The following is a 13,478-nucleotide window of genomic DNA, read 5'->3' on the forward strand; positions in this document are numbered from 1 at the left end:
GCCAGCGGTCCAACAAGCCGCATCAACAGGCCGGACATATGGATGCAAGCGATCCGATCAAACCTCACTTGGCTCTTGTGCCACGGGGGCCGTCCACATATGGGTCCTGGCTTTCGCCAGGACGACGTTGGGGGTGCTGCGCGACGCGACGACCGGACTACGTGGTCAGCCGCTCGCCATCCTCACCGCCGATGCTGAGCGGCACCACACTTCCCACCGGCACCCCTGCGATCGCAACCGGCAAATAATGCTCGGTACGCCCCTGGCTGTCGCTCTCGATCAGCACATTGCGGATCGCACCGATCTCGGTCTCAAGCCGGCGCCGCAATGCCATCTCGCCAGCAACGCGCAGGCGTTTCGCGCGATCCTTGATCACCGCGCTTGCGACCTGCGGCATCCGCGCGGCCGGGGTACCGGGGCGCGGGGAATAGGGGAAGACGTGGAGGAAGGTGAGGCCGCATTCCTCGACGAGGTCGCGCGAGCGCGCGAACATCTCCTCCGTCTCGGTCGGAAAGCCCGCGATGATGTCGGCGCCGAGCGCAATGTCCGGCCTCAGGCGGCGAACCTGTTCGCAGAACGCAATCGCATCCGAGCGTAAATGCCGCCGCTTCATCCGCTTCAAGATCATGTCGTCGCCGGATTGCAGCGACAGATGCAGATGCGGCATCAGCCGCGCATCATCTGCTATGGCATCGAGCAGATCGGAATCGGCCTCGATCGAATCGATCGAGGAGATGCGCAGCCGCTTCAGCTCCGGCACATGCCGCAAAATCTGCTTCGTCAGCATGCCGAGCTTCGGCGCGCCCGGCAGATCGGCGCCATAGCTCGTGAGATCGACGCCGGTCAGCACGATCTCGGCATGGCCGCGCTCCGCTAGCGCGCGCACCTGCTCGACCACCGCGCCCATCGGCACCGAACGCGAATTGCCGCGGCCGAACGGGATGATGCAGAAGGTGCAGCGATGGTCACAGCCGTTCTGTACCTGCACGAACACCCGCGGCAGGCCGCTCGCAAAGCCGTCGATCAGATGCGGCGCCATTGCCTTCACGGCCATGATGTCGCTGACCGCGATCTTGTCATTCGCGCCGATATCGAACGCGGCGCGCGCCTCGCGCCAGGCCCTGGCATGCATCTTGTCGTCATTGCCGACGACGCGATCGACCTCGGCCATATCAGCGAACATCTCGCTTTGCGTCTGCGCCGCGCAGCCGGTGACGACGATGCGCGCATTCGGCCGCTCGCGCTTCAATTTGCGGATCGACTGCCGCGCCTGCGCCACCGCCTCGTTGGTGACCGCGCAGCTATTGATGACGATGGTATCTGCGAGTCCCGCACCCTCCGCCTCGCGCCGGATCACCTCGGCCTCGAAGGCGTTGAGGCGGCAGCCGAAGGTCAGGACCTCGACGCCCATCAGGCGACCGAAGCGAACAGCGCCGGATCGAAATTGCCTTCATATTCGAAGGTCGCTGTGCCCGTCATCAGCACGTGATCATCGCGCTCGCGCCATTCGATGCCGAGCTTGCCGCCAGGCAGCGTGATCTCGACGCTGCGGTTGGCGCGCTTCAGCCGCGCCGCTGCGACCGCGGTTGCGCAGGCTGCCGAACCGCAGGCCCTTGTGAGCCCGGCGCCGCGCTCCCAGGTGCGGATCGTGATGTGATCGCGGTCGACGATATGGGCGAGCGTGATGTTGGCGCGCTCGGGGAAGATGGGGTGGTTTTCCAGCAGCGGGCCGAAGCGCTCGATATCGTACGCGTTGACGTCGTCGACCCAGAAGATCGCGTGCGGATTGCCCATGCTCACAGCCGACGGCGAATGCAGGATCGGCTTGTCGATCGGCCCGATCTGCAATTCGATATAGCGGGTGTCGCGAAACTCCTCCGCCAGCGGGATGTCCTGCCAGCCGAACTTTGGCGCGCCCATGTCGACGGTATAGAGATCGGGTGCCGGACCCTGCCAGCAATTGAGCAGACCAGCGGCGGTCTCGAAGGTCGCCGTGCTTTGCCCGGTCTTCTCGAAGATGCGCCGCACCACGCACCGCATGCCGTTACCGCAGGCGCCGGCCTCCGAGCCGTCATTGTTGTAGATGCTGATGAAGGCCTCGGTGCCGTCGAGCCGCGGCTTCCGAAGCACCATGAGCTGGTCATAGGGCACGCCCCCCTTGGTGGAGGCGACCGCACGCGCGTCGTCCGGCGTGACCGGGGCAGCCGAATCCCGCATGTCGACAACGACGATCTCGTTGCCGATGCCGTTCATCTTGGCAAATGCGTGGTTGGCGAGCGCGCTCATGAAATGTCCCGAATTTCGCCTGTCTTATATGGCGATCATGGGACGGTTGGCCAGTCATTTGCCGCACCTGCCCTATGACGCATCTGTCATGGGACGAATTTGGGCCATGCGTGTTAGATAGGCGCGTTCGCGCGAGCCGGGACGCGCGGCGGCGCAAATGCGGGCAGGGGTTTTGCAAGTGCGTTGGTTTGCAAGTGCCTTAGTTTGAAGTGCCTTGGTCGAAGTGCCTTGGTTTGAAAGTGCCTTGGTTTGAAGTGCCTTGGGGAGACACGTAATGACGAGCTTTTTCCGTCCTTTTTTGGCCGCGGTGATCCCGGCAGCGGCCATTACCTTCTGCCTCTCCGGCGCGTTCGCCCAAACGCCGAGCCCGGCACCGGCGGCGTCCGCAAGCCCCTCGCCGGCACCGTCAGCCTCGCCCTCCCCGGCCGCCAGCGCATCGCCTTCACCAGCGACGTCCCCATCGCCGGCTCCGGCCGCCAGCGCCTCCCCCTCGCCCAACCCGACGGCGCCTCCTGCAGCGGCCACGACCCCGCCCGCCACCTCCGCCCCGGTTCAGGCCGCCGATCCCTTTGGCCAGGAGATGACGCTGGAGCCGAAGAAGGTCGTGATGGCCAAAGGCAGCGCCAACTGGGATTCCGCCTTCGACACGCTGATCGATTCGTTCAAGGCGCTGAACGCGCTTCTCGACAAGCAGGGCATCAAGCCCGCGGGCAATCCGATGATCGTCTACACCTCGACCGACGACACCGGCTTCACCTTTCTCGCCGAGATCCCGATCGACCAGGATCCCAAGAACCTGGGCAAGGACATGAGCATCGGCAAGTCGCCGGAGGGCAAGGCGCTGAAGTTCGTCCATCGCGGCTCCTACGACAACATGGACAACACTTATGAGGCAATCACCAATCACCTCGACGACAAGAAGCTGGAAGCCAAGGACACCTTCATCGAGGAGTACCTCACCGATCCCCTGAAGACGGCGGAGGACAAGCTCGTGATCAACGTCTATGTCCCGCTGAAGTGAACGTGATGAAGAGCAACGCGATCATGGCCGCTGTTTTCACCGCCGCGCTTGGCGCAACTCCTGCGCTTGCCGACGATTTTCCGTCGGCGGTCTCGGTGAGCGGGGAGGCGAGCGTATCGGCGGCGCCCGATCTCGCGCAGATCGATGCCGGCGTCGCCAACGACGCGAAGACCGCGAAGGAAGCCTCCGACGCCAACAACGCGGCAATGGGCAAGGTGCTGCTGGCCTTGAAGGGCGCAGGCATCGACGAAAAGGACTATCAGACCTCGCGGCTGTCGCTTCAGCCGCAATATGCGACCTCGTCGAAGACGTCGGATCGCGCAACCAGCATCGTCAGCTTCCGTGCCAGCAACCGCGTCACCGTCAAGATCCACGACGTGACCAAGGTAGCCAGCGTGATCGACACGCTGGTCGGCGCCGGCGCCAATGACGTCGGCAACATTTCCTTCGAGGTCACGCAGGCCTCAAAGCTGCTCGACGGCGCCCGCGAGCAGGCGCTTGCCGATGCCCGCCGCAAGGCCGAGATCTACGCCAAGGCCGCCGGCGTGACGCTCGGCGCGCCCCTCAGCATCTCCGAAGGCGGCGGTCCGATGCCGCTGTTCAAGAGCCGCGTCGCAGCCGCACCTATGGCCGCAGCCCCGGCGCAGGTCGCTCCCGGCGAGGAGACGCTGTCGGTGACGGTGAATGTGAGCTGGGCGATCAAGCCGGCGCAACCAGCGCAGTAAAAGGCACACTGCCCCCGCAACATCGGTGTCGTCCCGGCGAACGCCGGGACACATAACCCCAGGGAGTAATTGGCGAAGACTCGGGGTTACCGGCTTCGCGCCACAACCACTCCCTGACCACTCCCTGGGGTAATGGGTCCCAGATCTGCGCTCCGCTTCGCTGTGCTTGTCCAGGACGACGAGTTGTATTCGCGGTGAGAGCTATATCTCCACCACCTGCCCCGGCTTCAGCGCCACGAACCGCTCGCGCGGGATGTTCGCGGCATCCAGCGCTTCGAGCAGCGCCTTTGCCGGCGCGTCGATCGCCTCGTCGGTGAGCTGAAACGTGCCGTGGTGATGCGCCAGCGCGGCCTGCGCGCCGCAATCGGCCAGCGCCTTCACGGCGTCTTCCGGGTTCATGTGCTGCTCGCGCATGAACCAGCGCGGCTCGTAGGCGCCGATCGGCAGGATCGCGAGGCGCAAGGGGCCATGCGCCTCGCCGACGCGGCGGAAATGCGCGCCCTCGCCATAGCCGGAATCACAGACGACGTAGATCTTTCCCGCGGGCGTCTCCAGCACGAAGCTCGCCCACAGCGCCCTGTTGCGGTCGAACAGGCTGCGCGCCGACCAGTGCCGTGTCGGCACGAGATGCACGGCAATGCCGCCGCCGAGCTCGACTCGGTCGTGCCAGTCGAACGCCTCGGCGCGGATCGCGCCGTCGCGCTCACGCATGGTGAGATCATTGCCGAGCGGCGTGATGACGCGCGGGGCAAAGTTCTTGGCGAGCCGCGACAGCGTCGCGATGTCGAGGTGATCGTAGTGACCGTGCGAGACCAGCACGACGTCGATCTTCGGCAGCTTGTCGAAGGCAATGCCGGGGTCGTTGTGGCGCTTCGGCCCGGCCCAGCCCACCGGCGAGACCCGCATCGACCAGACGGGATCGACGAGGATGTTGAGACCGCCGGTCTGGATCAGCCAGCTCGCGTGCCCGACAAAGGACAGCCTGACCTTGCCGCCATTAACCTCCACCGGCGGATAGTCGGCATAGGGGCTCGGAACCCAGGCCGGCCAGACCGACCGGTCGCGCTTGCCGCCGAACTGCCAGCGCAGAACCTCGCGCAGCGATCTTGGCGGAACTCCATCGGGGTCGAAGAACTTTTCGCCGTCGAAATGATCGGACGGCGGGCCGGAATAGGTCTTGATGCTGCGGCGGCTCATTTAACGGCCCGAATGGCCCCAAAATAAAGGTTCCGGGAAGGAATAAGCAGCCGGGCCGGCCCCTTCAAGATGCGGCATTCCGCCTTGTTTCCTTGACTTTTGTGCCTTGCGGGGGTTTAAGGCCGCACCACTTCTCGGAAAGGCTTTCTTTTCGACCCGCCGACTGGCCCTGGAGGCCAGAGGTCAACGCCCGACAGCGCGATGCGCCCTCGGGCGCAAAGGTGTTTGGAAGATCGCTTGCCCGAGGAAGTGGTCATCCCCCGCGAAGGCGGGGCATGACAGCGGAGTGTAACGGAGCGCGCCCCCACGGGGGACAGCAACAGGACGACTTCATTGTTCGACAATCTGTCGGAAAGGCTTGGCGGCATCCTCGATCGTCTGACGGGGCGCGGTGCGCTGACCGAAAAGGACGTCGACGCCGCGATGCGCGAAGTGCGCCGCGCGCTGCTGGAAGCCGACGTTGCGCTCGAAGTGGTGCGCAGCTTCACCGAGCGCGTGCGCGAGCAGGCGATCGGCGCCACCGTCGTCAAGTCGGTCACCCCCGGCCAGATGGTCGTCAAGATCGTCCATGACGAGCTGATCAACACGCTCGGCGCCGAAAGCCAGACCATCGACGTCAATTCCGTGCCGCCGGTGCCGATCATGATGGTCGGCCTGCAAGGCTCGGGCAAGACGACGACCACCGCCAAGCTCGCCCGCCGCCTCGTCCAGCGCGACAAGCGCAAGGTGCTGATGGCCTCGCTCGACGTCTACCGTCCGGCGGCGATGGAGCAGCTCGCCGTGCTCGGCCGCGATCTCGACATCCCGACGTTGCCGATCGTCGCGGGCCAGCAGCCGCCGCAGATCGCGAAGCGCGCGCTGGAAGCCGGCAAGCTCGGCGGCTACGACATCGTGCTGCTCGACACCGCCGGCCGCACCACGCTCGACGAAGAGATGATGGCGGAGGCAGCCGCGATCAAAACGGCTGCGAATCCGCATGAGGTGCTGCTGGTCGCGGACAGCCTCACCGGTCAGGACGCCGTGAACCTCGCGCGTTCCTTCGATCAGCGCGTCGGCCTGACCGGCATCGTGCTGACAAGGGTGGACGGCGATGGCCGCGGCGGTGCCGCGCTATCGATGCGAGCAGTCACCGGCAAACCGATCAAGCTGATCGGCACCGGCGAAAAGACCGATGCGCTGGAGGACTTCCATCCCGACCGTATCGCCGGCCGCATTCTCGGCATGGGCGACGTGGTGTCGCTGGTCGAGCGGGCCGCCGCGAATATCGACGCCGAGAAGGCCGCGCGCACCGCCGAGCGGATGCGCAAGGGCCAGTTCGACCTCAACGACATGCGCGAGCAACTGTCGCAGATGGCCAACATGGGCGGCATCAGCGGGCTGATGGGCATGATGCCCGGCATCTCCAAGATGAAGAACCAGATCGCCGCCGCAGGGATCGACGACAAGATCCTGAAGCGCCAGGTCGCAATCATCGATTCCATGACGCGCGAGGAGCGCCGTCATCCGGACCTGCTCAAGGCGAGCCGCAAGAAGCGGATCGCCGCCGGAAGCGGCCAGAGCGTCGAGCACGTCAACAAGCTGCTCAAGATGCACCGGAACATGGCGGACGTGATGAAGGCCATGGGCTCGGGCAAACGCGGCCCGCTCGCCGGCATCGCACAGGCCATGGGCTTTGGTGGCGGCATGAAGATGCCCTCGCCCGAAGAGATGAAGGCGTTGCAGGAGAAGATGCAGGGCGGTGGTGGCGGCCAAGGCTTGCCCAACCTGCCGAAGGACCTGCCCGCGGGCCTGCGCCAGGGCCTACCGAATGTGCCGGGGCTCACGGGCCTCAGCAACAAGCCGACCCTTCCCGGGCTCGGCGGCTTCCCCGGACTGGGGAAGAAAAAGTGACCTCGACCGTCATTGCGAGCGGAGCGAAGCAATCCAGAGATGCTTCCACGGAAGCAGTCTGGATTGCTTCGTCGCTTCGCTCCTCGCAATGACGAACAACCTTTCAATTAACCGACACTCAGGAGACCAACATGTCAGTCGTTATCCGCCTCGCGCGCGCAGGCACCAAGAAGCGTCCCGTCTATCACGTCGTCGTCGCCGACTCGCGCTTCCCGCGTGATGGCCGCTTCATCGAGCGTCTCGGCTACTTCAACCCGCTGCTGCCGAAGGACAACGAGACCCGTCTCAAGCTCGACATGGACAAGGTGAAGGCCTGGCTCGCCAAGGGTGCGCAGCCCTCGGACCGCGTGATGCGCTTCCTCGACGCCGCCGGCGTCAAGAAGCGCGAAGCGCGCAGCAACCCGCAGAAGGCCGTGCCGCGCAAGGAGCGCAAGGCGCAGGCCGAAGCCGCTGCGAAGGCCTAAGGCCAGCCCATGCCGGCGCGGGTCTGCGTCGCGCGGATCGGCGCCGCGCATGGAGTGCGCGGCGCGGTCAAATTGTGGACCTTCACCGAAGATCCCTTTGCCGTGCGGCGCTACGGTCCGCTGTCGACCCTCGACGGCAAACGCCAGTTCGAGGTCGCCCAGGCGCGCGAGGCCAAGGATCATCTGGTCGCGACGTTCAAGGGCGTCACGACCCGCGATGAGGCCGAGCGGCTCAACGGCATCGAGCTTTATGTCGCGCGCGAAAAACTCCCCGCGACCGACGAGGACGAATATTACCACACCGACCTGATCGGACTCGCTGCCGTCACCACGGCCGGCGATGCGCTCGGCCGCGTGCTCGCGATCCATAATTTCGGCGCCGGCGACATCATCGAGATTGCCCCGCCGAAAGGCACGACGCTGCTGCTGCCGTTCTCCAACGCGGTGGTGCCGGAAGTCGACATCAACGGCGGCCGCGTCGTGATCGCGCTGCCGCAGGAGATCGAGGGCGAGGAGCGGTAAACCACTTAGCCCATCCGGCGGCCCTGCTGCTCGAGCCAATCACAAAACACCGCGCGATGCGGACCGTCGTCGCGGCCTTCGGGGAAATACGCAAAATAGCTGCGGGCTGGCAGGCTGATCCCGGGAAACGGCGTCACCAGACGGCCGGCCGCGAGATCGTCGGCGATCAGCGCCGTCGGCCCCATGGCAACGCCGAGACCATCGAGCGCGGCCTGGATCGTCAAATAGAAATGATCGAACGACAGCGACGACGCGGGCTCCAGCGCGGACTGGCCTGCGTCGGTCAACCAGTCGCGCCACAGCCGCGGCATCGACGTGACATGCAGCAGCGTGTGCCGCGCGAGGTCAGCAACGTCCGCCAACGGCATTTGCTCGAGCAGAGAGGGGCTGCACACCGGCAGCCGGCGCTCCAACAACAGGAAGCGCGACGCAAAGCCGTGGAAGGTGTCGGGACCGCCGCGGATCACGACGTCGAACAATTCCGGCAACGCATCCACCGGATCATTCGACGTGGACAGGCGCACCTCGATGTCGGGATGCTCTGCACGAAACCGGCTCATGCGCGGCAACAGCCAGCGCAGGCTGAACGTGGCGAGCGCATTGACGCGCAGCACCGCGGCCGGCGCCTCGCCGCGGCGCGTTCGATGCTGCTGCACGGCGGAGGAGACGCGATCGAGCGCGGGCGCGATCTCGGCCAGCAGCGACGCGCCGGCCGGCGTCAGCACCACCCGCCGGACCGATCGCCGGAACAGCAATGGCGGGCCCAGCCACGCCTCGAGCAGGCGGATCTGCTGGCTGACCGCTCCATGGGTCACGCCCAGTTCCACGGCCGCATCCTTGAAACCGCCGAGCCGAGCGGCGGCCTCGAAGGCGCGGATGGCATTCAGCGGGGGCAGGCTGCGACGAGGAATGAACATGGCTGATACAAGAGATTTTCTAACGCACCGCTCGATTATTACTGGTTTGTGACCGCAGCTCAAAGTGCACATAGTGCCTCGCAAGGCACTCAAACAATTCCTCTTTTATCAACTTCGGGCCAGACATCTTGGCAATCCTGCCTTTAGGTTTTCTGTCAAATCTACGCGCTGATGCATCCAGCCGGACGGCGGGGCCTGACACCGACCTCGGTCGCGCGCGCCGCACGCTCGCGGCGACGGGACTGAACCACGCGCTCCATGACGGGTACACCGACCTGATCTACGTGCTGCTGCCGGTCTGGCAGAGCGAGTTTGCGCTCAGCTACGGGCTGCTGGCGGTGATGCGCGGGCTCTATTCCGGCACAATGGCGGGGTTGCAGATCCCGGTCGGCCGCATCGCCGAACGCATTGATGGAAAGACTCTGCTGGCGCTCGGCACGATGTTGGCGGCGCTCGGCTATGTCTTGGCCGGATTATCCGGCGGTGTCGTGGGATTGGCCGCGGCCCTCATTGTGTCCGGTGCCGGATCGAGCACCCAGCATCCGCTCGCCTCGGCCGCAGTCTCGCGCGCTTACGGCAAGTCGGCCCGCGGACCACTCGGCATCTACAATTTCAGCGGCGATCTCGGCAAGGCGGCGATCCCGGCGCTGACCGCTTTGCTGCTTGTGGTGATGTCATGGCAGCACGCGCTGCTCCTGCTGTCGCTGGCAGGCCTGCTCGTGGCCGCCGGCATCGCGCTGTTGATGCCGGCGGCCGGAACGGGAATGGCGCGCAAGACGGCGGCCTCATCGCAAACTGCGCACACAGGCCGCGGCGGCTTCCACTGGCTATTTGCGATCGGAATCCTGGACAGCGCCGTCAGGATGGGCTTCCTCACCTTCCTGCCCTTCCTGCTTCGCGACAAGGGTGCATCGCTGCCGACCAGCGGCTTCGCTCTCGCGATGGTCTTCATCGGCGGTGCGGCCGGCAAATTCACATGCGGCTGGCTCGGCGAACGCTTCGGTACGATCCGTACCGTGCTTCTCACAGAGAGTGGAACGGCCGTGCTGATCGCCGCCGTGCTGGTGCTGCCGCTCACCCCTGTCATCGTCATGCTGCCGCTGCTAGGCGTCATGCTCAACGGCACCTCTTCGGTCCTTTATGGGACGGTCCCCGAGCTCACATCGCCCCACCGCACCGAGCACGCCTTCGCCCTGTTCTATACGGGCACCATCGGATCGGGCGCGATCGCGCCGGTGCTGTACGGCCTTCTCGGCGACGCGCTCGGTTCGACGCTGGCAACCGCGGCGACCGCCGCGACGGCGCTCGTCATCTGTCCGCTGACGCTCGCGCTCGCCCCGCATCTGTCCGACGAGGCGAGCGAGCGCCGCTCAGGCGCTTGATGTGACCTGACCAACCTTCGTTCGCACGAGGCCTCGACCTGCCGGCCGCAATGCCCTAACCAGCGGCCATGACCAACCCCTCCTCACCCTGGCGCGCGACGGTACTGACGCTGTTTCCGGAGATGTTTCCGGGACCGCTCGGCGTGAGCCTGGCCGGCCGGGCGCTGGCATCCGGGCTTTGGCAGCTCGACGCGCGGGACATCCGGGCCTCCGCGACCGACCGTCACCGCAGCGTCGACGACACGCCGGCCGGCGGCGGGCCGGGCATGGTGCTGCGGGCGGATGTCCTGGCCGCGGCCATCGATGCGGCCGAAATCGGCGAGGTGCGACCAAAGCTGCTGATGAGCCCCCGCGGTCGGCCATTGACCCAGGTCCGGGTGACGGAGCTGGCAAAAGGCCCCGGCCCCCTGATCGTCTGCGGCCGGTTCGAGGGAATCGACCAGCGGGTGATCGACGGACGGGGCCTGGAGGAGGTCTCGATCGGCGATTACGTGCTTTCAGGCGGCGAAATCGCCGCGCTGGCGCTGATCGACGCCTGCGTCCGGCTCTTGCCGGGTGTGATGGGCAAGGAGGCCTCGGGAACCGAGGAAAGCTTCTCGGACGGCCTTCTGGAATACCCGCAATACACCCGTCCGCAGCTGTTCGAGGGGGTTCCGATCCCCCAAATCCTGACCTCCGGCGATCATGCCAAGGTCGCGGCCTGGCGGCGGGCCGAAGCCGAGGCTCTGACGGCCGCCCGGCGCCCGGATCTGTGGGAAAAAGCGGCGAATCGGGCCTCCGGCCAAAAAACGCCAAAAAACACGACAGACGGGTGACAAACGCTCCCGCTTGCCTTATAGGAGCGGCCAAATCCGCAAAGGCTGGATAGACGAATTTTGCGCAGCCCCCTCTTTTTCGTGGCTGGGCGCGCCGATGGAGAATTACCCATGAACCTGATCAAGCAGCTCGAAAAAGAGCAATTCGACAAGCTCTCCGCCGGCAAGGAGATTCCGGAATTCGCCCCCGGCGATACCGTGATCGTCAACGTGAAGGTCGTCGAAGGCGACCGCACCCGCGTGCAGGCCTATGAAGGCGTCTGCATCGGCCGTTCCGGCGGTGGCCTCAACGAGAGCTTCACCGTGCGCAAGATCTCCTATGGCGAGGGCGTCGAGCGCGTGTTCCCGCTGCTCTCCCCGATGATCGACTCGATCAAGGTGGTGCGTCGCGGCAAGGTGCGTCGCGCCAAGCTCTATTACCTGCGCAATCTCCGCGGCAAGTCGGCCCGCATCGTCGAGAAGCAGGACCGCGCGGCTGCAGTCAACGAGTAATCTTCGCAAACAGGCGGATCGACAAAAAGCGCGGGGCTCGGCTCCGCGCTTTTTTGTTTGCACCCAATGACGAATTCGGAAGCTCTCGCGATTTCGTCGCTCTATGCTATATACGAATAGAATGTTTCCAGATCGGACCAGCAACGAGCCCATCAAGCGCATCGTCATCGACGATCGCTCGCGGCTGCCCGGCCGGTTCTTCGGACGCTTTGCGACCTCGGCAACGTCAGAGCTTACGCGCGCAGCCTAAAAGCTGCGCTGACGATTTTGTTGCCCCGCGCGTCATCCGCGCTCTTCCCACACAATAGTCCCGGAGCTCACGCTCATGTCCAAACCGACCACGCTGTACGACAAGATCTGGAACGACCATCTGGTGCACGAAGCCGAGGACGGCACCTGCCTGCTCTACATCGACCGCCATCTGGTGCACGAAGTCACCTCGCCGCAGGCCTTCGAAGGCCTGCGCTCGACGGGGCGCAAGGTGCACGCGCCGGAGAAGACGCTCGCCGTCGTCGACCACAACGTGCCGACCACCGATCGCAGCAAGCCGAACCCCGATCCGGAAAGCATCGAGCAGATCAAGGCGCTCGCCGAGAACGCCAAGGAATTCGGCATCGAATATTACAACGAGTTCGACAAGCGCCAGGGCATCGTCCACGTCATCGGCCCCGAGCAGGGCTTCACGCTGCCCGGCACCACCATCGTCTGCGGTGACAGCCACACCTCGACGCATGGCGCGTTCGGCGCGCTCGCGCACGGCATCGGCACCAGCGAGGTCGAGCACGTGCTGGCGACGCAGACGCTGATCCAGAAGAAGGCCAAGAACATGCGCGTCACCGTCGACGGCAAATTGCCGGAGGGCGTGACGGGCAAGGACATCATCCTGGCCATCATCGGCGAAATCGGCACCGCGGGCGGCACCGGCTACGTGCTGGAATATGCCGGCGATGCGATCCGCGCGCTCAGCATGGAAGGCCGCATGACGGTCTGCAACATGTCGATCGAAGGCGGCGCGCGCGCCGGGCTCGTCGCGCCCGACCAGAAGGCGTTCGACTTCCTGCGCGGCCGCCCGAAATCGCCGCAGGGCGCCGCCTGGGATGCCGCGATGCGCTACTGGGAGAAGTTGCGCTCCGACGACGGCGCGCATTTCGACCACGAGCTGCGGCTCGATGCAGCCAAATTGCCGCCGATCGTGACCTGGGGCACATCGCCTGAAGACGTCATCTCGGTGACCGGCCTCGTGCCGGATCCGGACAAGATCGAGGACGAGGCCAAGCGCCTGTCCAAGCATCGCGCGCTGAAATATATGGGCTTGGCCGCGGGCACGAAGATCACCGACATCAAGCTCGATCGCGTCTTCATCGGCTCCTGCACCAATGGCCGCATCGAAGACCTGCGCGCCGCGGCGAAGATCGCCGAGGGCAAGACCGTCAACGCCCATGTCAACGCCATGGTCGTGCCGGGCTCCGGCATCGTGAAGGAGCAGGCGGAAGCCGAAGGTCTCGACAAGATCTTCATCAAGGCCGGCTTCGAATGGCGCGAGCCGGGCTGCTCGATGTGCCTCGCGATGAACCCCGACAAGCTCAAGCCGGAAGAGCGCTGCGCCTCGACCTCGAACCGCAATTTCGAGGGCCGCCAGGGCTTCAAGGGCCGCACGCATCTGGTGTCGCCGGCGATGGCGGCCGCGGCTGCGATCGCGGGTCACTTCGTCGACGTCAGGGATTGGCGCTGAGCCACATCGGCGCAATTCTAACGATCAAGGCAAGC

13 protein-coding genes are annotated in these 13,478 nt (G+C 65.3%); 9 read left to right on the forward strand and 4 right to left on the reverse strand.

Features of this window, described 5'->3' with window-relative positions:
- Positions 1-157 precede the first annotated feature (157 nt).
- Both mtaB and dapF read right to left on the reverse strand, forming a co-directional pair.
- Positions 158-1,411: a tRNA (N(6)-L-threonylcarbamoyladenosine(37)-C(2))-methylthiotransferase MtaB gene (gene mtaB / locus ACV1FX_RS32810; protein ID WP_473121685.1), complete on the reverse strand. Its 1,254-nt coding sequence runs from the start codon at positions 1,409-1,411 to the stop codon at positions 158-160.
- Entirely contained in the window at positions 1,411-2,286 is an 876-nt protein-coding gene (gene dapF, locus ACV1FX_RS32815) for a diaminopimelate epimerase (protein WP_473121686.1), read from the reverse strand. The genes mtaB and dapF overlap by 1 nt, the downstream gene beginning before the upstream one ends.
- Before the next feature lie 274 nt (positions 2,287-2,560).
- Between dapF and ACV1FX_RS32820 the strand changes: the two genes are divergently transcribed.
- Complete coding sequence (locus ACV1FX_RS32820) at positions 2,561-3,307, forward strand: GyrI-like domain-containing protein (RefSeq protein ID WP_473121687.1); 747 nt, start codon at positions 2,561-2,563, stop codon at positions 3,305-3,307.
- A 5-nt stretch (positions 3,308-3,312) separates the two neighbouring features.
- Positions 3,313-4,032 (forward strand): SIMPL domain-containing protein, encoded by a 720-nt coding sequence (locus tag ACV1FX_RS32825; protein WP_473121688.1) that lies wholly within the window; start codon positions 3,313-3,315, stop codon positions 4,030-4,032.
- Between the two features lie 201 nt (positions 4,033-4,233).
- On the opposite strand, the gene ACV1FX_RS32830 is transcribed toward ACV1FX_RS32825, so the two are convergent.
- On the reverse strand, positions 4,234-5,229 hold the full coding sequence (locus ACV1FX_RS32830; protein WP_473121689.1) for an MBL fold metallo-hydrolase: 996 nt from the start codon (positions 5,227-5,229) through the stop codon (positions 4,234-4,236).
- A gap of 333 nt (positions 5,230-5,562) precedes the next feature.
- On the opposite strand from ACV1FX_RS32830, the gene ffh reads away from it, so the two are divergent.
- The 3 genes from ffh to rimM all read left to right on the forward strand — a co-directional run bounded on the left by ffh (position 5,563) and on the right by rimM (position 8,105).
- Positions 5,563-7,119 carry a signal recognition particle protein gene (ffh, locus tag ACV1FX_RS32835; RefSeq protein ID WP_473121690.1) on the forward strand — a complete coding sequence of 519 codons (1,557 nt, stop codon included), beginning with the start codon at positions 5,563-5,565 and terminating at the stop codon, positions 7,117-7,119.
- 131 nt (positions 7,120-7,250) lie between these two features.
- Positions 7,251-7,583, forward strand: coding sequence for a 30S ribosomal protein S16 (gene rpsP, locus ACV1FX_RS32840; protein WP_027523519.1), 333 nt, complete (start codon positions 7,251-7,253; stop codon positions 7,581-7,583).
- A 9-nt stretch (positions 7,584-7,592) separates the two neighbouring features.
- Complete coding sequence (gene rimM, locus ACV1FX_RS32845) at positions 7,593-8,105, forward strand: ribosome maturation factor RimM (RefSeq protein ID WP_473121691.1); 513 nt, start codon at positions 7,593-7,595, stop codon at positions 8,103-8,105.
- A gap of 5 nt (positions 8,106-8,110) precedes the next feature.
- Here the strand turns inward: rimM and ACV1FX_RS32850 are convergent, their stop codons facing one another.
- Positions 8,111-9,022 carry a LysR substrate-binding domain-containing protein gene (locus ACV1FX_RS32850; protein ID WP_473121777.1) on the reverse strand — a complete coding sequence of 304 codons (912 nt, stop codon included), beginning with the start codon at positions 9,020-9,022 and terminating at the stop codon, positions 8,111-8,113.
- A gap of 128 nt (positions 9,023-9,150) precedes the next feature.
- Here ACV1FX_RS32850 and ACV1FX_RS32855 point away from each other — a divergent pair, with 128 nt between their 5' ends.
- The 4 genes from ACV1FX_RS32855 (at position 9,151) to leuC (ending at position 13,443) form a co-directional block, all read left to right on the forward strand.
- The gene (locus tag ACV1FX_RS32855; RefSeq protein WP_473121692.1) at positions 9,151-10,404 is read left to right on the forward strand and encodes an MFS transporter; all 1,254 of its coding nucleotides are present in this window, start codon (positions 9,151-9,153) and stop codon (positions 10,402-10,404) included.
- A 68-nt stretch (positions 10,405-10,472) separates the two neighbouring features.
- Positions 10,473-11,219: a tRNA (guanosine(37)-N1)-methyltransferase TrmD gene (gene trmD / locus ACV1FX_RS32860; protein WP_473121693.1), complete on the forward strand. Its 747-nt coding sequence runs from the start codon at positions 10,473-10,475 to the stop codon at positions 11,217-11,219.
- A 111-nt stretch (positions 11,220-11,330) separates the two neighbouring features.
- Complete coding sequence (gene rplS, locus ACV1FX_RS32865) at positions 11,331-11,711, forward strand: 50S ribosomal protein L19 (RefSeq protein WP_027523516.1); 381 nt, start codon at positions 11,331-11,333, stop codon at positions 11,709-11,711.
- A gap of 325 nt (positions 11,712-12,036) precedes the next feature.
- Positions 12,037-13,443 (forward strand): 3-isopropylmalate dehydratase large subunit, encoded by a 1,407-nt coding sequence (gene leuC, locus ACV1FX_RS32870; RefSeq protein ID WP_473121694.1) that lies wholly within the window; start codon positions 12,037-12,039, stop codon positions 13,441-13,443.
- Positions 13,444-13,478 lie beyond the last annotated feature (35 nt).

This window comes from Bradyrhizobium ingae (genome assembly GCF_055791185.1).